Here is a 20,142-nt window from a genome sequence, read left to right as displayed (position 1 = left end):
GGCTTATGCAGGACGAACTAAGCAATAATGTGGATGTATGTATCATTGGTGCTGGTCCCGCGGGTATGAGTGCGGCAGTGCGCAGCGCTAAAGCGGGAGCGAGCGTCGTCGTGATCGATGAACAGCCCAACCCGGGTGGGCAGATATACCGTTCGCTTAAGGAAACGGGTCACCCTAACGGGCACATTTTTGGGCCCGACTATCAACGTGGCGCTGAACTGGTCAGGGCCTTTAATCAAGCGAACATTACGCACATTACTCAGGCAACCTTGTGGCGCGTCGACAGTGATAATCGTGTTTACTGGAGCCAGAACGGGGCCGCGAGAAAGATCGCTGCCAAACAGATAATCATCGCCACGGGCGCGATAGAAAGGCCGTTTCCATTTGTCGGCTGGACACTTCCCGGGGTGATGACGGCGGGTGCGGTTCAGATTCTGATGAAAACATCTGGGTTAGTGCCGAATAAGGCGGTTCTGGTAGGTACGGGGCCGTTAGTTTATCTACTGGCGGCGCAGATGATTGACGCAGGTGCGCCTCCTCAGGCGATAGTGGATACCCAGAAAGCGGACAGTTACATCAAGGCCATCAGGTATGCCAGTGGGGCGTTAAAGGGACGACAGGTGCTCTTTAAAGGTCTTAAGTTGCTGGCAAAACTTCGTAAGGCCGGTATCAAGCGTTACACCAGTGCCAGTGACATCGTCGCCGACGGCAATGGTAAGGTGGAGTGGTTAACGTTTATTAGCCAGGGACGTAAGACATCGCTCGAGACACAAAGTGTGTTGGCGCATGTTGGCGTGGTCCCGAACGTGCAGTTAACAAGGGCGATGGGGCTCGAGCATCACTGGGATGCATTGCAAATGTGCTGGTTGCCGACACTGGATACGAATAACCTCAGCTCACGCAATGGCGTATATGTTGCGGGAGACGGTGGCGGTATCGGTGGGGCGGTGGTGGCAGAGCGTCAAGGTGAACTTGTCGCCGTGAACGCATTGATTTCTCTGGGTATCGTCAAGAGCAGTCAGGTCGCCAGTGAAGCCGAAGCGTTGAAAACAGCCATCAATAACGACATGGCCGTACGCCCATTTCTTGACGCGCTGTACGCCCCGCCGAAGCAGGCTCTGGTGCCCAGCGATGAGACCATTGTCTGTCGCTGTGAGGAAGTGACCGCCGGAAAAATTCGACAACATGCGGCGAAAGGTGTTCATGGCATCAATCAGATTAAAGCCTACACCCGCTGTGGTATGGGCCCCTGTCAGGGACGATATTGCGGAACTACGGTGGCCCATATCATCCAGGATGAAACGGGACTACCGATGGAGAAAGTGGGCTACTACCGCCTGCGCAATCCAATCAAGCCGTTAAAACTTGGTGAGCTAGCCAGCTTAACCCCAATAAATCAGTCGTTTATGAACAAATACAGAAACAAAGGAACGAATAATGAGTCAGGTACAACGTCAGTACACCAATCAGCGAATGAGCAAAGTAGTTATACACAATAATACCGTCTATCTTTGTGGCCAGGTGGGGGTTAAAGGGACCAGCGTGGCCGAACAGACCGCTGAGGCGCTGGCACGAGTTGAGAGTCTACTGATCGAAGCGGGTAGCGACAGAGACCATGTTTTACAGACCACGGTCTGGCTGGCGGATATGCAGGACTTTGATGAAATGAATGGAGTGTGGGATACGTGGTTTAGGCCAGGCTTTGCCCCAGCCAGAGCATGTGGTGAAGCGAAGCTTGCCAGTCCGGAACTGAAAGTTGAGCTGCTTGTAACCGCTGCGCTGAAAACATCAACGACTCAGGAATAATGGCTGCTAAGTGGCTCTGAGTGGTTAAACAAAAAAAAGCTCCCATTGGGAGCTTTTTCATTCGTCAGATTTCAAAGTAAGCGCTGAGAGTATGACTCTGTTATTCGCTTATTTTGAGTAGCTAGGCGTTCTTGCTACGCGGCGCTTAGTTTTTGCTGCTGGCTTCGCCGTTTTCTTCTCAAGCTCTGCTTTTGCTTTGATAAAACGCTCAGGCAGGATTTGCGTTGCAAATACATCTTCAACCGTTTCAGCGCGTTTGATAAGCTCAGCTTCACCGTCTTTAACTAGCACTGTTGCTGGACGCGGTAGCGAGTTGAACTGGCTCGCTTGAGACTCTGCATAGTGACCCACATCCATAATAGCTAGAACGTCTTTTGGCTCTAGAGCTGGCATGCGCGCACCGCTTTCCCAGATTGATGGGATACAGATTGGACCTGCGATTTCAGTTGTCTTCTCAAGTAGAGGCTGAGTCATCTTATTAGCTGGAAGAACCGGGTTCTTAGACTCTTGAGACTCAACTAGCGTTGCCAGGTAGGTAGACGCATCAACCATGGTGTAGGTGTAGTCCATCTCCTGATCATCTTTCACTACGTATACAGAGGTTAGTAGCGTACCGATGTTGCCCGCGATGTAGCGACCAGGTTCTAGCCATAGTTGTGGGATCTCGAAGCTTTCTTTGTTGAACTCTTCCAGCATGCCTTTACATACAACGCTTGCATAGTCTTCGATTGTGTTCGGGTTCATCATGTGCTCAGCGCTACGACACTCTGGCTCACGCTCACGTGGCCAACCGCCGCCAAGGTCGATTTGGAATGGTTGAACGCCACACTCACGAGAGATCTCGATAACGTTGCGTGCGTACTCACGGTATAGCGCATCCCAACCTTCAGGCTGCTTAGAGAAACGACCCAGATGAGTGTGGAAACCGTAGAATTCGAACACATCGATTTCTTTCACGCGGTTGATGATCTTTTTCGCTTCTTCTTTTAGCAAACCGAATTTGATCCACTTCATCGCACCGATGAAGTTAGGGAATGGGTATGCATCTGGTTCAAAGTCGTTGAAGAAATCTTCTGGGATAACTTTCAGACGTACTGCGATGCGTACTTTCTCTGTTGGCTTCACTTCGCGAGCGATACGCTCAACGATTTCGATTTCTTCGTAAGAGTCCAGGTGGATTGCATAGCCATACTCAATCGCTTTACGGATAGCAAGCTCAGGCTTAACTGTACCGTTTAATGCGATGGTTTTTGGATCTGCGCCTGCGATGTAGGTTGCTTCAACTTCACCAGGACCGAAACAGTCACCGCCAACGCCTTCTTCGTTACAGATAGCACGAACCGCGAAGTTAGTGTTCGATTTAATAGCGAACATAACGTTCACAGGCTTTGGCCAGTTTGAGCCAAATGCGTTCTTAACACGACGCAGGTTGCCACGCAGTGTGTCTTCGCTCAGAACGAACAGTGGGCTACCGTACTGCTCGACAAGATCAGAGGCTTTGCAACCACCGATGTAAAGGTCGTCACCCTGTGTTGTCAGCTCGTCAGTAGGAGTCAGAATATTTTCGAGACGCTCTGCATAGTTCTGGTTTTCTTTGTGTTCGGCCAGAAGCTGCTGTTGCGTTTCTAAAATAATGCTCAGTTGCTTTACAGATTCTTCTAAAAGCGCTTGATTTTTCATATTCGTTCCTCACGAAGTCGTTGAAAATTTGCGTGTTTGCTTAATGAACACAAGTCTATCCAGTGATTAAAAATTCAGCATGTCACTGAGGGTCAATTATTCTTACACCTGAAGTTAAAATATTGACTTTAATGATTTTGTTGTCAAAAGGACGCAGGTACCCACATTGGGTTACCTGCGTTAAAAAGTAACGTGATGAAGTTATTTACGTATCTTTAGAAAGGTTAAATTTAAGGCGGGGCAGGCGATGGTGTTGATAACTGGATGATCCCACGCCCTATATTGTCAGCGGTAGCATTGAAGGAGCTTGAGTCAAGTAACATGGTTTAAAAACTCGATCACCCTAGTCAAATAAGCTGACACTCAGTGACATAGGTCTGCTGAATACTTGGGTTAAATTATAGCCATTTTGAGGTGGGGCTCACTGTCTCATCAAATAAGTCGAAAAGAGACAAGACTCGGTCTAGCTCTTCAAAGTACCCAATTTTACGAGGTAATCATTATGTCTTTTGATATCAACAACGCTAAAGGTGTATTCGCGACAGTGGACGCTGCGATCGAAGCAACTCACAAAGCTCAAAGAGAGTTTTATGTCAACACCACCAAAGAAGGTCGCGAAGCCATCATTACTGCAATCCGTGGTGCAGTATTAGCACGTGCAGAAGACTTCGCTAAAATGGTTCGTGAAGAGACAAAACTAGGCCGTGTTGAAGATAAGATCGCGAAACACCAGCTGACTGCGGCGAAAACGCCAGGTACCGAAGTTCTGGATACTAAAGTCTGGTCTGGCGACAACGGTATTTCTTTGGGTGAGCGCGCACCTTATGGTGTGATTGGTGCGGTTACACCGGTTACTAACCCAACCGAAACCATCGTTAACAATGCGATCTCTATGCTCGCGGGCGGTAACGCGGTGACGTTTAACGTTCACCCATCTTCTAAAGTGGTGTCGGCAGTGATGATCGACCTTCTGAACAAAACAATCGTTGAAGCGGGTGGTCCGGAAAACCTGGTCACTATGGTTAAAGAGCCAACACTTGAAACTCTGAACGAGATCGCGAAGTCGCCACTGATCAACATGCTGGTTGGTACCGGTGGTCCGGGTCTGGTTAAAGCAATTCTGCAATCAGGCAAAAAAGGTGTTGGTGCAGGTGCGGGTAACCCACCAGTTATCGTTGACGCTTCTGCAAACCTGGATCTGGCTGCGGCTGGCGTTTACGGCGGTGCGTCTTTTGACAACAACCTGCTGTGTATCGGCGAAAAAGAAGTGTTCGTAGAAGAAGCTGTTGTGGATGCGTTCCTGGACAAGCTAGAAGAAGTGGGCGCTTATGTGCTGACTGCAGAAGAAGCGGAGCAGCTGACAGAAGAAATCCTGACTCTGGACGAGCTTGAAGGCGCGAAACCTTGTACTGCACACGAAATTGCACGTGTATGGCACCCAGTTAAAAAGCACGTGGGTCAGGACGCAGGTGACATCCTTAAGTCTATCGGTGTGAAATCTGACACTCGTCTGGCTGTTATGCTGGTTGAAAATGACCACCCACTTGTACACGTAGAGCAAATGATGCCTGTACTTCCTGTGGTTATCTGTAAAGACATCGACGAAGCTATCGAGCGCGCTGTAGCAGCAGAGCGTGGCAACAAGCACTCTGCATGTATCTACTCTGGCAACATCGAGAACGTGACTAAGTTCGGTGCTCGCATCAACACGACTATCTTTGCCCACAACGGCCCAACACTGTCTGGTGTTGGTTACAACGCAGAAGGTACGTCTACGTTTACTATCGCGGGTCCAACCGGTGAAGGTATCACTAACGCACTGTCATTCACTCGTGCACGTCGCTTTGCGATTGCTCAAGGCGGTCTGCGTATCGTTTAATCGATACAGTTAAAGTTGACAACATTGAAAGCCGAAGCGTTTGCTTCGGCTTTTTGCGTTCTTTCAGACAGTTTACGGTAGCATTATGTTTTGAATTAATATTTAAAATCAGATGGTTATGTCTATCTTCCTATTAAAGTGCATTAACGCCATAACCTACATTAAACAACTGATTTATGAAGTGACGTATCACATAACCTACAGACAGTTCATTCAATAATAACCTTATCAACTAGGGCGGATTACCCATCAATACGTTACTGGTTGGAATCATAAATAACATAATCATTATAGGTATATAGAATGAACATGAAACTCAATGGCGTGATGATGGGAGCCGCAATGACCTTGATTGCTGCTCTACCACTAACCAGTGTTGCTGGTCAGGATGACTACCCACCAAAGACTCTATCGTTCGTCGCTCCTTCTGGCGCTGGTGGTGGTTGGGATTTGACCATCCGAACTGTTGCAAAAACACTTAAAGACACTGGTCTTGTAGAAGCCAATATGCCGATCACCAACCGTCCTGGTGGTGGTGGTGCTGTTAACCTAGCGTATATGCAAACACAGAAGGGTAGTGACAAGCTTATCTCAGTTTACTCTCCACCAATATTATTGACTCACCTTACTGGTGCCAGCAAATACAGTTACCAGGACACCACGCCTTTAGCTCGCTTAATTACTGACTACGGCGCATTTGTAGTGTCCAAAGACTCTAAGTACACGTCCATTAATGAAGTGATGGAAGCGCTCAAACAGGATCCTAAGTCGGTCAAGGTTGGCGGTACATCTGCAGCAGGCAGTATGGACCATATTCAGTTCCTACTGATCGCAAAAGCTGCGGGTGTTCCTAACTTAAGGCAAATTGACTATATCTCGTTTCAGGATGGTGGTGCAGTGGCTCAGGTTCTGGGTGGACACGTTGACCTCATTTCGACCGGTCTTGGCGACGTGGCTCAGTTAGTCGAAAGTGGCAATCTTCGTGCACTCGCGCAAACCGCCTCTAAACGGGTTGGTGAAGGTGAAGTCGCCAAAATTCCTACCGTTAAAGAGCAAGGTATCGATGCCACATTTGAAAACTGGCGTGGCCTGTTCGCTCCGAAAGACATGCCTGATTACGCAGTAACATACTGGCACACAACACTTAAAGAGATGGTGGAAACGCCAGAGTGGGCAGAAGCTCGCAAGCGTAATGGTTGGGATGCTGCTTACCAAAATGGCGAAGATTTCAGTAAGTTCCTTGCACAAACTAACGAGCAGTACAAAGCGATACTTGCCGAAATCTTTAAAAACTAACGTTCCTCGTTAATTGGCTAGAGCGCAGTCATGCTCTCTGGCCAACTGTGACCAAGTTTCTCTCTCGGTTCGAAAAGGATTCAAAATGGAAAATAAAAAAGTTAGTCCAAACTGGGATGCATTTACCGGCATATTCAGCATCGCTTTTGGTCTTATTTATGGTGGTATGACATATGCGATGCCCAGGGCAGCATTTGGAAATCCATTAGATCCCATCTACTTCCCAATGGGGGTAGCCGTCTTGGCCATTATTATTGGCTGCATTCTTTTGGCAAAAAGTAACATTAAGGCGTCGGTTCAGGCGTACATAAATCTCATTAATGAAGATGAGGTGAAGAAGTTTGACCGTAAACGCATCCTGTATACCTGCATTGTATCTATTGGCTACGCTTTGCTATTCGATTCGCTGGGCTACGTTATCAGTACTTTCCTGTTCTTGTTCGCGATGTTGACGATTACCAGTGGCATTAATGAATGGAAAAAGAGTGCGCTTGTTGCCATCGCTTTTTCAATAAGTGTGTTCTTTATCTTTAATACCTTACTGGCGATTAGTCTTCCACCACTACCTTTTATGGGTTAAGGCTCTTATATGTCTGATATTTTTGTTAACTTATTTAATGGGTTTGGTGTCGCATTCCAGCCATACCACCTACTTCTTGTAACCGTGGGTGGGGTACTAGGTACTATCGTTGGTATGTTGCCCGGTCTTGGTCCTGCGACGGGTGTTGCCGTACTACTGCCAATGACGTTTGCTATGGGGCCGACCGCTGCATTGATCACCATGACGGGTGTATATATTGGTGCGATGTTTGGTGGTTCTCGTAGTTCTATTCTAATCAACACTCCGGGAGATGGTGCGGCACTGGCTGCGACGTTTGATGGTTATCCGATGGCCATGAAAGGACGCGCAGAGTCCGCTCTGGCGATTTCGGCCATTGCTTCTCTTATTGGTGGCATGATTGCAGCGGTATTAATGACGCTTTTAGCAGAGCCAGTTGCGGGGTTTGCACTTAAGTTTGGTCCGGCTGAGTATTTCTTACTTATGGTGGCAGCCTTGTCTATGACCGCGTCGATGTCCAAAGGGAATATGCTGAAGGGCTTCCTGTCGATGGTGATTGGTCTTGCAATTGCGACGGTAGGGATCGATGCACAAACCGGTACTGAGCGCTTTACCTTTGGTAACCTTCACTTACAGACCGGTATCGACTTCCTGGTGGTGATCATTGGTATTTACGCAATGGGTGAAGTGTTTAAGAGCTTCAGTTCATTGAGTAAAGGGACTAAGAAAGCGCAAACTAAATTCAAGCGAATCTGGATTGAAGGCGATGACTGGAAGCGTTCTAAGTGGGCAATCTTCCGCAGTGCACCTGTAGGCTTTATCATCGGTTCTCTGCCTGGCGCTGGTGGTACCATGGCCTCGCTAATGTGTTACAACAACGAGAAGCAACTTTCTAAACATAGTGAAGAATTTGGTGAAGGCGCAATTGAAGGCCTGGCTGCTCCGGAGTCGGCAAACAACGCAGCATCAATCGGTGCGATGATCCCAATGCTATCACTCGGTGTCCCGGGTTCGGGTACAACAGCGGTGATGATGGGTGCACTACTGATGTTGGGTATTCAACCTGGTCCGCTATTGTTTGTTCAACACGCTGACGTCGCCTGGGGCTTAATCGCAAGTATGTTCGTTGCGAACATCATTCTCGCGGTAGTGAACATCCCACTGGCAGGTGTTCTGGTACGAGTTTTGGCCATTCCACCTAAGGTACTTTATCCAATCGTACTGGGTCTTGCTTTCATCGGCTGTTACGCGATCAGTAACTCTGTCATCGAATTCTATATTCTGGTTATCTTGGGTGTAGCGGGTGTTGTGATGAAGCGTGCCAACATTCCAACTGCGCCGATGATTCTGGCAGTGATTGTTGGTGGTACGATGGAACAGTCATTCCGTCAAGCGTTTAGAATCTCTAATCAGGATTTATCAATATTCGCGAGCTCGACGGTATCTCAAGTGCTCATTGCTATTACGGTACTGTCAATTGCGCTGCCAATCATCGGCATGATGAAAAAGCGTAAGCAAGTTCAACAACCGGCTTAGTATTATCTGATGTCGTTCGTAGAAGCCAATTGATTTCGATTAATTGGCTTTTTGTCTTTCCAATATTCACCATCAATTAAAACAATAAACGCCATTTAGTTGATTTTCCCTGTCTATCGTTATGATGTGTTTCATCCTTTGCGAGGGAGTGGGGAATGATAATGAGATGGCCAACTAAATGAAAAAGAGCCGCGCGAATGTCATACCGCTTCGAACAAATTCAAAGACAGAACTCTCGAAAAATGGGGGCAGTGAGAGAATTCCTGACCAAAATGGGGTTGGGCGTGGATCAAGACGTCGAATTTTTCGTCGTTGCCTATGCGGGGCAAAAGATCGTTGCGACAGGAGGTTTGGCTGGTAATACGCTCAAGTCGATCGCTGTGGATGAAGGTGTTCAGGGGCAAGGTTTATCCACTTCGTTGCTAAGCGAGCTAGTGACGATGGCCTACGACCTCGGACGCTACAATTTGTTCATCTATACCAAGCCGGATAACTATCGATTGTTCAAACAGGCCGGATTTCATAAGCTCGCGTCAGTGAAAAATCGAGTGGTGTTACTTGAGAATAGTCGTCATAGATTGAGTGATTACTGCCACACGCTGCGTTCATTTAAACAAGAAGGGGAAGTCATTGGCAGCATTGTAATGAACGCGAATCCCTTTACCAATGGCCATCGATACCTGGTAGAACATGCCGCGTCACAATGTGACTGGGTACATCTATTCGTGGTTAAGGAAGATCGTTCATTCTTTACCTATCAGGATCGATTACTGATGATACGAGCGGGTCTTAAAGACCTTACCAACGTCGTTATTCACGAAGGCTCGGATTACATTATCTCTCGGGCTACTTTCCCAAGTTACTTCCTGAAAGATGAAGGCGTGATTAATTACTGCCATACCGCGATGGATTTGCAGATCTTTCGCAGCCATATTGCCCCTGCGTTGGGTATTACTCACCGGTTCGTTGGTACCGAGCCGATCTGTGCAGTCACGCGTTTCTATAACCAGCAAATGCAGCAATGGTTAACAACACCTATTTTGCCCGATGCGCCTGTCATGTTGAGTGAAATACCTCGGGTTGAATGTGCGAATTTGCCAGTCTCAGCTTCACTGGTGAGAAATTTGTTATTTGACAATCAATGGGACATGATTGAAAAACTGGTTCCTAAGACCACCTTCAGTCATTTAAAGCAACTGTTTGATTTAGAAACATCACCTTATCAGGTTAAGCGCAAGGCGATGACGATTGTCAGAGAGGCTCAGCAGCCTCTGGGAGTCAGTCACTAATTAAAAAAAAGCGCTGGGAAGTCCGGCGCTTTTCAGTTCTTTTTCCTTTTTATTTTCCGATGATCGCTTCAATGGCTTGCTGGATTTGTTCGGGAGTATGGCGCTTTACTGAAGCGCAGCGCTGCGCGGTATCATCACAAACCAGGCAGGGTCTAGGTGGCATGTAAGAAGAGCGACGTGAGATGGTCTTGCCTTGGCGACACATAACATCAAAGTTAAATAGCCTGCCAAAGGGATGAGTATGTTCGATTTCGATAACGGCTTTCTTCAGCAAGCTGCCAGAGCGAATGTCAACAGCAAACAGAGCGTCATGGGAAGGAACAGTCGCAATGTCTTTCTCTACGATTTTCACCTGCATGGTCTCCATTTTGTTGAAGACACTTTCCAAAGCTGCGCTGAAGACCATAGGAACCCAGGACTGATTCAATAATCTGGTTGGTATGTTCAGTGTCAAAGAGAGCACTGGCAGGTCATGGGTTAAACGGAAATTGTTTTTGCGTTCAGCTCTTCGTTCTAATTGGGTTACGGTGTCAATCATGATGTCCTCGTGTGCATAACCGGCTCGTACACATAACATAACGGCAATCATTGTTGCTGAATTAGAGCTAAAAAACGTTTATCTGTGGCGGTTGAGTTTTTAATGACGTAAATGGCGCAAATTACCGGGCGCCTGACTGAGTGGAGAAAGTAATTAAATTTATTTACGCCATTAATGCACTTTAGAGGAAGTTATTACGATGATGCGCTTCACGAAGTCATTTGGCACATCACTTTAGACTCATATTACTCTTTTTGATATGGGTATTCACAATGAATCATCAACCAATCATTTATGAAGGCTTTGTTCTCATGGGCTTAGGCATGGGGTTTGTCTTCTTCTTTCTCTGCTTGATGGTGGGTGCAATCCGATTGCTCACCAAACTGTCTTCATTCGTTCATCCTCATCAGGCAGACACTGCATCTCAACCCCAAAGTGATGTTCAGTCCGATGACAACATAGTCGCCGCAATTACCGCTGCGATTCACCATCATAACCAACTCAAAGCCAATGGCGCCAAAATCTAGGAGAAACCGATGTCTGATGTTAAAAAGCCACTAGGGATTACGGACGTTGTATTACGTGACGCTCATCAATCGCTCTTTGCTACCCGCCTGCGCCTTGACGATATGTTGCCAATCGCAGAGCAACTTGACCAAGTAGGGTATTGGTCTCTGGAGAGTTGGGGGGGAGCCACTTTTGACTCCTGTATTCGCTTCTTAGGTGAAGACCCGTGGTTAAGATTGCGAGAGCTTAAAAAAGCCATGCCAAACACCAGGCAGCAAATGCTGTTCCGAGGTCAGAATATCCTCGGTTATCGCCATTATGCGGATGATGTGGTCGATAAGTTTGTTGAGCGAGCGGTGTACAACGGTATGGATGTATTCCGCGTTTTCGATGCGCTAAACGACCCTCGTAACCTAAAACGTGCTATTGAGGCGGTGAGAAAACAGGGGGCTCATGCCCAGGGTACGATTTGTTATACCACCAGCCCGGTTCATACCATGAATTCATGGGTAAACCTTGCAGAGCAACTGGTCGAAATGGGTGTTGACTCAATTGCTATCAAAGATATGGCGGGTGTTATGACCCCGAATGAAGCAAGTGAGTTGGTCTCAACACTCAAAAAACAACTTGATGTTGAGCTGCACCTGCACTGCCATGCAACGGCCGGTATGGCTGATATGACGCTACTAAAAGCGATTGAAGCTGGCGTTGATCGAGTCGATACGGCCATTTCTTCAATGAGTGGCACTTACGGGCATCCTGCAACGGAGTCTTTGGTCGCGGCCCTGAAAGGAACAGATCGAGATACGGGCCTGGATATCTCCAAGCTTGAAAATATCGCAGCGTACTTTCGCGAAGTTCGTAAAAAATACCACGCGTTTGAGGGACAACTTAAGGGGGTCGACTCTCGCATTCTTGTCGCTCAGGTTCCTGGTGGCATGTTGACCAATATGGAAAGTCAGCTCAAACAGCAGAATGCGATAGATAAAATCGACTTGGTTTTAGAGGAGATCCCCAAGGTTCGCGAAGATCTTGGTTATATTCCTTTGGTTACTCCCACCTCACAAATCGTCGGTACCCAGGCGGTGATCAACGTCATGATGGGAGAACGCTATAAAACCATTACCAAGGAAACGGCTGGCGTATTAAAAGGTGAGTATGGACAAACACCTGCCGCAGTAAATGAGACGTTGCAGCAGCGCGTATTGGAAGGGGCGGAAGCCGTGACCTGCCGTCCTGCTGATTTAATTGCGCCAGAGATCGAGTCATTAACTTTAGACGTTCAGTCCAAAGCAAAAGAGAAAGGCATCTCACTGGCTGACGACTTTATTGATGATGTGCTCACCGTCGCTCTGTTTGAGCAAGTGGGCTGGAAGTTCCTGGAAAATCGCCATAACCCCGATGCGTTTGAGCCAGTTCCTGAGGCGAAAACCGCTGAAGAACCCGTGAAACAGAAAGTGGCGAGCGAACCGGGCGTTTATACCATCAGGCTGAACAACCAAGCGTATGTCGTGAAAGTAAATGAAGGCGCAGATCCTGAAGTCCTGGCACAAACGACCACCGAAATGGCTCAGACCGTTCCAGCTCCTACAGTATCCAATGCACCTTCGGGCAATGCTGAATCCGTTGCGGCTCCGCTCGCAGGCAATATTTGGAAAGTACATGCCAAACCCGGTGAGCAAGTAAAACAAGGTCAGGTCCTGCTTATTCTTGAAGCGATGAAAATGGAAACGGAAATCAAAGCATCGAGAGACGGACTGGTAGAAGCAGTGTCGGTAAACGAAGGCGATGCCGTTCAAGTTGGCGACTCATTGTTGGCTCTTGCTTAAGGTACCGTTATGAACAGTGTAATTGCGTTAATTAACGACTTTGGGTTTCTGCATCTTCAGTTCGGTCAGGCGGTAATGCTTGTCATAGGACTAGTGTTGCTTTACCTGGCCATTGTGAAAAAGTTCGAGCCTCTACTTCTTGTACCTATCGGTCTGGGCGGCATTCTGGCTAACTTGCCAGATGCTAACCTCGCAGTAAGTGGTGTAGAAGCGGCGATTTATAGTGGTAAAGCGGAGGTTTATCAGGCACTGAACAGCATTTTAAATGTGGCTGATGTGACCAAAGAGAACCTGAAACACGCTTATGAGATGGCGACTCCTTTAGAGAAAATGCAACTCATGCTTTTAGCTGAGGAGTACAACTATACCGATGGTATGCTGTACACCTTCTATAGCGTTGCGATCGCTTCCGGTGTTGGTCCGCTGGTTATTTTCATGGGTGTCGGAGCGATGACAGACTTTGGTCCTCTGCTTGCCAATCCGAAAACGTTGTTGTTGGGGGCCGCCGCTCAATTTGGCATCTTTGCGACGGTTCTTGGCGCGCTCGGGTTAAGTCAGCTAGGTATTATGGACTTTAGTGTGGCTCAGGCGGCCGCCATTGGCATTATTGGTGGTGCTGACGGCCCTACGGCAATATACGTTTCGAGTATGTTGGCTCCCGAGCTTCTAGGTGCAATTGCGGTGGCCGCATATTCATACATGGCTTTGGTCCCTATGATCCAACCACCCATTATGAAGGCACTGACCAACGCAGAAGAGCGTAAGATCTCGATGACTCAATTACGCGCGGTCAGTAAACTTGAGAAAGTATGCTTTCCATTGATGCTGTTGATTCTGATTGCAATGTTGCTACCTTCAGCGACGCCGCTTCTTGGTATGTTTTGCTTTGGCAATTTGATGCGTGAATGTGGCGTTGTCGAGCGGCTGAGTGACACTGCTCAAAATGGTCTGATCAATATCGTGACGATTTTCCTTGGGCTTTCAGTGGGTTCTAAACTCATGGCGGATAAGTTTCTACAACCGCAGACGCTGGGTATCCTCGCACTGGGAATTGTTGCCTTTTGCATCGGTACCGCAACGGGGGTACTTATGGCAAAACTGATGAACAAAGTCTGTCAGGAGAAGGTGAACCCGCTTATAGGTTCTGCTGGTGTCTCGGCCGTGCCAATGGCAGCACGTGTATCCAATAAAGTCGGACTGGAAGCGAACAGCCAGAACTTTTTATTGATGCATGCGATGGGACCAAACGTGGCTGGAGTTATTGGCTCAGCGGTTGCAGCGGGCGTAATGATCAAGTATGTGATCGGTGGCTAATAATTAGGTGAAAAGGAAGATCTAGTTATCTTCCTTTTTATTATTAATATTGGCAGACTATCCAAAAATAGACATTATAAAATGTGGTTAAAAGGAATTTTTATGAAAGCAGGTGTTATGCAACTGCTGCAGGGGTTTAAAAAAGGCCTCACGTTTAGAAGCCGTGTTTTTATATTAATCTTTGGTTTGATGATCGTGCAGTTAGCCATTGTCACGACAAACTTTCATCAAGGTCTACTCGATACTTTAGAGCATCAGGTTGGTACTAGAGCATTAATTCAGGCAAAGGAAATTGCGAGTGATCCTGAATTAATACAGGAAGTAAGAATCAAAAATATTCCAGCAATCGAACGGCTTATTGGTCGACTACACAAAATATCAGACGCCAGTTTTATAGTTATTGGTGATGAAAAGGGGATTCGATTATCTCACCCTGTCAAAGAGAACATCGGATTACCTATGCAAGGCGGTGATAATGCCGGTGTGCTTGAACAAGGAAAATCTTATATTTCACTTCGTGAAGGCAGTCTGGGTTACGGCGTTCGTGGTAAAGCGCCTGTTGTCGATTTTGATGGTCAGATTATCGGTGTGATTTCTGTCGGTTATCTGTTCAATAGGTTTGATCAATGGGTGGCTTTTTATGCGGAACCACTACTCATTGAACTATTGATGACGCTGGCGATTACGCTAGTGGGTGCCTGGTATTTCTCTAGCCATATCAAGCAAAAAATGAACGGTATGGAACCGTCTGAGATTGGCTTGGCGCTTCACTTGCAAAAGTCGATTCTTACCTCTGTCTATGAGGGGGTGATTGCAATTGACCGAACGGGTAAGATCCTCGCGGTTAATAAAAATGCGGCACAGATTCTCGGTATTGAATCCTATTTTGAGCAACTTAAATCAAGTTCAATTTTGGAATATATATCTAATTCTCAGTTCTTTTTTCAGACACCATATGAAAAAGACATTAAGGATGAAATTATTGTTCTGAATGGACAGACCGTTATAGCAAATAGAGTAGCTATTTATGATCAAAATGAATTATTTGGTTGGGTGGTGAGCTTTCGAGCAAAAAACGATATTAATTCTTTAACCGCTGAGTTGACGCAGATCAAACAATATACTGATAATTTGCGAGTGATGCGTCACGAACACGCTAATAAGCTCTCAACAATCAGTGGATTAATAGAAATTGGCGCGTATGATTCGGCACTAGAGCTAATTAATAGTGAAAGTACAAGAAAGCAACAGCTCATCGATTTCATCAGTTCGCGAATTCTATTGAAGCAAGTTGCTGGTATTCTACTGGGTAAATATGCGCGAGCTTGTGAATTAGGCTTGGTGCTAGAATTTGATCCAACTTGTCAGCTGACAAGACTCAACGCTTCAATAGAACCTAATGAATTGTCAGCCATTATTGGCAACTTAATTGACAATGCGTTTGAAGCTACTTTGAAAAACCCTTCTAGCGCGAAAATCGTCAATGTATTGATCACAGATGCTGGTGACGACTTAGTCATAGAGGTCTCCGATAATGGCTGTGGTATCGCTGATGAAATCGCAAGCACCATATTCAGTCGTGGAGTGACAAGTAAAGATGATACCGAGGGCCACGGGATTGGACTGTACCTGATCAATCGCTACGTCACAAATGCAGGGGGCGTTATCCTGGTTGATGATGCTGAGCCTAAAGGAACAATATTCTCGATTTTTATACCGAATAAAGGTAATGAAGTATGAATTCAATAGATGTCTTAATTGTTGAAGACGAGGCAGGGATTGCAGAGTTGCATGCACAGTTTTTTCGTCAAACGCTGCGATTTAACCCTGTAGGAATCGCCTCTGATCTTGCCATGGCAAGAACCATGATTCGTATACATAAGCCTAAGTTGATCATCTTAGATAACTATTTGCCAGATGGTCGGGGCATTGACTTGTTGCGTGAAATCATTGCGGACAAAAAAGCGCCGCAAGCGGACGTTATCCTGGTGACAGCGTCTAGCGAGATGGAAACGGTCAAAGAAGCGTTACATTGTGGCTGTTTCGACTACCTTTTAAAGCCCATTTCTTACGAAAGGCTACAAGAAACATTGAATCGCTATCTGAAATACAATTGTGCTACCAAAGCCTTTGATACCATTAGTCAGCGGCACGTTGATGACCTGTTTAATATGCAGGCTCGAGAGAAAAGTTCAAGTGGACTACCTAAAGGGATTGGTGAGCTTACGTTGGACAAAATTCATCAGGTGTTTAATAACAACAGTGGCATCAAGTTTACCGCCGAAACTTTGGGGGAAGCTGTTGGAATCAGTAAGACAACCGCAAGGCGATACTTGGAGCACTGTGCCGCTAGTGGTTTTCTCTCGGTTGAGAATGAACACGGTCGAGTAGGTCGACCAGAACGAGTGTATGTTCGTCATTAATCCATTACCCTCCAACCCTTCACCCTCCTTTTTTAAACGCCTTACTTGTTGATAGTAGGGCGTTTTTCTATCGATTTTTTGTTTTTCTCTTAATTAAGTTCATTGAAACCATAAGTCAACTTTAGCCTATGGTGAAATTTGAGCGCAGTCCATCAATATCCTTACTGGTTCACTGAGAATAGTGCTAATGCAGTCAGTGACAACCACGGCTCGCAAAGTCAGTTCTAATCCAAACTACCCTAAGGATCCATTATGGAAATACTTCAGCGCTCATATGCTGGGACTCTGGAATCAAGTGATTTGCTTGTCGAAGTCTCCCCGTATTCCGGGGGCTCTGTACAAGTTGAAATTATCAGCTCTGTAGAGAAGCAATTTGAGCACGCCATACGCAATGTGATCATGTCTACTCTCGAACAAATGGGAGTAAATTCCGCTCGATTGACCGTCAATGATAAAGGTGCCCTTGATTGTGTAATAAGGGCACGCGTACAAGCTGCCGTGATGCGTGCGTCGAAAGGCGATGACTGTCATCAACTTGTGTGGGAGGCAATATGAGCAAAAAACTAAGACGCAGCATGCTGTTTGTTCCCGGCTCTAATGCAGCCATGCTCAGTAATTCGTTTATCTACGATGCCGACGCAATCATGTTCGACTTGGAAGATTCAGTATCGCTACGTGAAAAGGATACTGCACGAATGTTGGTCTATAACGCCTTGCAACATCCTTTATATCGCGATATCGAAACCATTGTCCGGGTAAACGCACTTGACTCTGAATTTGGTCGTTCGGATGTGAAGGCAATGGTGAAAGCAGGTGCAAACGTTATTCGTTTGCCCAAAACGGACTCATTGCAAGATGTCGTTGAGATGGAGGCGGAGATAGAGCAAGCCGAGGTTGATTTTGGTCGCGAGCTAGGCAGCACCAAAATGCTGGCAGCGATTGAATCAGCAATGGGAGTCAATAATGCCGTTACTATTGCACATGCCTCAAAGCGTTTGATTGGTATTGCACTTGGTGCCGAAGACTACGTCCGTGATCTTCGCACACAGCGCAGCCCAGAAGGCACAGAACTTCTCTTTGCCCGCTGTTCAATACTTCAGGCCGCGCGAGCCGCTGGCATTATGGCGTTTGATACCGTCTATTCTGACGCCAATAACGAAGAGGGCTTTCTTAAAGAAGCCAGTCACATCCAGGGCTTAGGTTTCGATGGAAAGTCTCTGATCAATCCGCGACAGATTGAGCTTCTGCACAACGTGTTTGCTCCATCAGAGGGAGAGGTTGAACATGCGCTCGCAGTGATTGAAGTTGCTGAGGAAGCAGAGCGACAAGGTTCAGGCGTGGTGTCACTCAACGGCAAGATGGTCGATGCGCCCATCATCGAAAGAGCTCGTTGGACTCTTGAGCGAGCGAAGTCAGGTATTAAACGGTAAGGCAGTACGTAACATGAAACATAATAATCTCGAACTATTAGAACGTTATCAATTGCAGCCTTATGCTGGGCCGCATGCTCTCACCCCACACCTGAACGATAGTGATAATCGTAAACAGCGAAAACTATACCGTGAACTACAGCAGGCCGTGGAAGCCAGTCAGTTAAAAGATGGTATGACGATTTCATTCCATCATTCGTTTCGTGGTGGCGATAAGACGATAAATTTGGTGATGGATGTACTTGCGGAAATGGGACTAAAAAACCTGACACTGGCTCCCAGTTCGTTATCCGATGTTCACTCGCCACTACTTGAGCATATTCGTAATGGCGTGGTCAGGAAAATTTACACATCCGGGTTACGTGGCGAGCTCGCTGAGGAAATTTCCAGAGGGCTAATGGAAGAGCCGATACACATTCACTCTCACGGTGGCCGGGTTCATTTAGTGGAATCGGGCGAAATCGATATCGATGTTGCGTTTCTCGCGGTTTCGACCAGTGATGAATTCGGTAATGCCAATGCGGTCACCGGTAAAGCGCGCTGTGGCTCACTTGGCTATGCGCAGATAGACGCTAAATATGCCAAGCACACCATTCTGCTTACTGAGCAGATAGTGCCGTTTCCAAATCAGCCTGCTTCGATTGCACAAGACAGTGTGGATGCCATTGTAGAGATCGCATCGGTTGGGGATGCTTCAAAGATTGGAGGTGGCGCTACGCGCATGACAAGCAATCCACGTGAACTGTTGATCGCAAGAAAAGCCGCGGAGGTAATTGAACACTCCGGTTACTTTTATGACGGATTCTCGATGCAGACGGGATCTGGTGGTGCTTCGTTGGCGGTCACACGTTTTCTCGAAGAGAAGATGCAAAGGAATCAGATTAAAGCAAGCTTTGCCCTTGGTGGAATTACCTCCACCATGGTTGACTTGCATGAAAAAGGTTTGATTAAGACGCTGCTGGATGTTCAATCGTTTGATGCCAACGCGGCGGATTCAATGTCTCGTAATCCAGGGCATATCGAGATCTCTGCTAACCAGTACGCAAACCCTGCCTCAAAGGGCGCTGCGGTAGAGAAACTTGATGTGGTGATCCTCAGCGCACTCGAAATTGACACTGAGTTTAATGTTAATGTGATTTCGGGATCTGATGGTGTTATCCGTGGGGCGTCTGGTGGCCACAGTGATACTGCTGCCTCAGCTAATCTGACCATCATTGTCGCTCCTCTTGTCCGCGGTCGCATTCCTACCGTGGTTAACTCAGTACTTAATATCGTCACTCCGGGTAGCCAGATCGATGTGTTGGTAACCGATCATGGTATTGCAGTTAATCCAAGTCGGCCTGAGGTGGCGAGTCGCTTGAAAAAAATGGGCATCGACCTGATGAGTATTGAGCAATTGCAACAACGCGCTCAACTCCTTACTGGTGAGCCTCGCGCGATTCAATACACCGACAAAGTCGTGGGAGTCATTCGTTATCGTGACGGTTCGGTTATCGATGTCATCAAACAAGTGAAGGAATAGCGTGTGCATGATGCTCCAGGCACCAGCTTAGCGCAGATACTGTTTAGCAGAGAGCAACGCGCTGCTAAACAGCGAGAGTGGGTTAACACCCACTCTCTGCCACTGGTCAGTTTTACAATCAATATGGTTGGAGCAATAAAGAAAAACCGCATCGCCAAGGTAGCGTTCAATAAAGGTCACCAAGCGATTGTGGATACTTGTGCACGGCTGAACCTGACCATTCTGAAAACAGATAGGGTTGAGGCTGACACCGGTTACGAACTGCTGCTCTTAATCGATACAAGTGATGTTCATTCCCTGAAACGGGCAATGGTTGAGATTGAAGAAACGCACTGTTTAGGTCGTTTGTTCGACATCGATGTTATCGGAATCGATTATCACCCTCTGTCCAGACAATCTATTGACCAACCTCGCAGGCGATGCCTTATCTGCGAACAAGAAGCGAAATCCTGTATTCGTCAACAGAACCATTCTGTTCATCAACTTATCAAGAAAATGACGGAGTTAATCAATGCTTGCCAATAAAACGATAGA

The 20,142-nt window shown here is 46.9% G+C and carries 18 protein-coding genes; 16 read left to right on the top strand and 2 right to left on the bottom strand.

The window, feature by feature from the left end:
• Positions 1-5: 5 nt before the first annotated feature.
• Both C4S60_RS10330 and C4S60_RS10325 read left to right on the top strand, forming a co-directional pair.
• On the top strand, positions 6-1,499 hold the full coding sequence (locus C4S60_RS10330; protein WP_103880270.1) for an NAD(P)/FAD-dependent oxidoreductase: 1,494 nt from the start codon (positions 6-8) through the stop codon (positions 1,497-1,499).
• Entirely contained in the window at positions 1,438-1,806 is a 369-nt protein-coding gene (locus C4S60_RS10325; protein ID WP_103880269.1) for a RidA family protein, read from the top strand. Before C4S60_RS10330 ends, C4S60_RS10325 begins: the two co-directional genes overlap by 62 nt.
• Positions 1,807-1,914: 108 nt before the next feature.
• On the opposite strand, the gene C4S60_RS10320 is transcribed toward C4S60_RS10325, so the two are convergent.
• The gene (locus tag C4S60_RS10320) at positions 1,915-3,486 is read right to left on the bottom strand and encodes a diaminopimelate decarboxylase family protein (RefSeq protein WP_103880268.1); all 1,572 of its coding nucleotides are present in this window, start codon (positions 3,484-3,486) and stop codon (positions 1,915-1,917) included.
• A gap of 502 nt (positions 3,487-3,988) precedes the next feature.
• On the opposite strand from C4S60_RS10320, the gene C4S60_RS10315 reads away from it, so the two are divergent.
• The 5 genes from C4S60_RS10315 (at position 3,989) to citC (ending at position 10,045) form a co-directional block, all read left to right on the top strand.
• The gene (locus C4S60_RS10315) at positions 3,989-5,365 is read left to right on the top strand and encodes an aldehyde dehydrogenase (protein WP_103880267.1); all 1,377 of its coding nucleotides are present in this window, start codon (positions 3,989-3,991) and stop codon (positions 5,363-5,365) included.
• Between the two features lie 303 nt (positions 5,366-5,668).
• Positions 5,669-6,661 carry a Bug family tripartite tricarboxylate transporter substrate binding protein gene (locus C4S60_RS10310; RefSeq protein ID WP_103880266.1) on the top strand — a complete coding sequence of 331 codons (993 nt, stop codon included), beginning with the start codon at positions 5,669-5,671 and terminating at the stop codon, positions 6,659-6,661.
• An 85-nt stretch (positions 6,662-6,746) separates the two neighbouring features.
• The gene (locus tag C4S60_RS10305; RefSeq protein WP_103880265.1) at positions 6,747-7,241 is read left to right on the top strand and encodes a tripartite tricarboxylate transporter TctB family protein; all 495 of its coding nucleotides are present in this window, start codon (positions 6,747-6,749) and stop codon (positions 7,239-7,241) included.
• A gap of 9 nt (positions 7,242-7,250) precedes the next feature.
• The gene (locus C4S60_RS10300) at positions 7,251-8,756 is read left to right on the top strand and encodes a tripartite tricarboxylate transporter permease (protein ID WP_103880264.1); all 1,506 of its coding nucleotides are present in this window, start codon (positions 7,251-7,253) and stop codon (positions 8,754-8,756) included.
• A gap of 197 nt (positions 8,757-8,953) precedes the next feature.
• Entirely contained in the window at positions 8,954-10,045 is a 1,092-nt protein-coding gene (citC, locus tag C4S60_RS10295; protein WP_103880263.1) for a [citrate (pro-3S)-lyase] ligase, read from the top strand.
• A 49-nt stretch (positions 10,046-10,094) separates the two neighbouring features.
• Here citC and citX (C4S60_RS10290) read toward each other — a convergent pair whose 3' ends face one another.
• The gene (citX, locus tag C4S60_RS10290) at positions 10,095-10,583 is read right to left on the bottom strand and encodes a citrate lyase holo-[acyl-carrier protein] synthase (protein WP_160111353.1); all 489 of its coding nucleotides are present in this window, start codon (positions 10,581-10,583) and stop codon (positions 10,095-10,097) included.
• A gap of 272 nt (positions 10,584-10,855) precedes the next feature.
• Here citX (C4S60_RS10290) and C4S60_RS10285 point away from each other — a divergent pair, with 272 nt between their 5' ends.
• The 9 genes from C4S60_RS10285 to citX (C4S60_RS10245) all read left to right on the top strand — a co-directional run bounded on the left by C4S60_RS10285 (position 10,856) and on the right by citX (C4S60_RS10245) (position 20,133).
• Positions 10,856-11,110, top strand: a complete 255-nt coding sequence (locus C4S60_RS10285) for an OadG family protein (RefSeq protein ID WP_103880261.1) — start codon at positions 10,856-10,858, stop codon at positions 11,108-11,110.
• A gap of 9 nt (positions 11,111-11,119) precedes the next feature.
• Complete coding sequence (gene oadA / locus C4S60_RS10280) at positions 11,120-12,919, top strand: sodium-extruding oxaloacetate decarboxylase subunit alpha (RefSeq protein WP_103880260.1); 1,800 nt, start codon at positions 11,120-11,122, stop codon at positions 12,917-12,919.
• Between the two features lie 9 nt (positions 12,920-12,928).
• A complete protein-coding gene (locus C4S60_RS10275; RefSeq protein ID WP_103880259.1) occupies positions 12,929-14,233 on the top strand; it encodes a sodium ion-translocating decarboxylase subunit beta in 1,305 nt (434 codons plus the stop codon).
• A 102-nt stretch (positions 14,234-14,335) separates the two neighbouring features.
• Complete coding sequence (locus tag C4S60_RS10270) at positions 14,336-15,973, top strand: ATP-binding protein (protein ID WP_103880258.1); 1,638 nt, start codon at positions 14,336-14,338, stop codon at positions 15,971-15,973.
• Positions 15,970-16,656, top strand: coding sequence for a response regulator (locus C4S60_RS10265; RefSeq protein WP_103880257.1), 687 nt, complete (start codon positions 15,970-15,972; stop codon positions 16,654-16,656). Before C4S60_RS10270 ends, C4S60_RS10265 begins: the two co-directional genes overlap by 4 nt.
• Before the next feature lie 252 nt (positions 16,657-16,908).
• A complete protein-coding gene (citD, locus tag C4S60_RS10260) occupies positions 16,909-17,211 on the top strand; it encodes a citrate lyase acyl carrier protein (RefSeq protein ID WP_103880256.1) in 303 nt (100 codons plus the stop codon).
• Positions 17,208-18,086 carry a citrate (pro-3S)-lyase subunit beta gene (citE, locus tag C4S60_RS10255; protein WP_103880255.1) on the top strand — a complete coding sequence of 293 codons (879 nt, stop codon included), beginning with the start codon at positions 17,208-17,210 and terminating at the stop codon, positions 18,084-18,086. Before citD ends, citE begins: the two co-directional genes overlap by 4 nt.
• 52 nt (positions 18,087-18,138) lie before the next feature.
• Positions 18,139-19,608, top strand: coding sequence for a citrate lyase subunit alpha (gene citF / locus C4S60_RS10250; protein ID WP_425275122.1), 1,470 nt, complete (start codon positions 18,139-18,141; stop codon positions 19,606-19,608).
• A 3-nt stretch (positions 19,609-19,611) separates the two neighbouring features.
• The gene (gene citX, locus C4S60_RS10245) at positions 19,612-20,133 is read left to right on the top strand and encodes a citrate lyase holo-[acyl-carrier protein] synthase (protein WP_103880253.1); all 522 of its coding nucleotides are present in this window, start codon (positions 19,612-19,614) and stop codon (positions 20,131-20,133) included.
• Positions 20,134-20,142: the final 9 nt, after the last annotated feature.

It is taken from the genome of Vibrio hangzhouensis (assembly GCF_900107935.1).
GTDB classification, from domain to species: Bacteria; Pseudomonadota; Gammaproteobacteria; order Enterobacterales; family Vibrionaceae; genus Vibrio; species Vibrio hangzhouensis.
This window is presented reverse-complemented; position numbering and strand designations above follow the sequence as displayed.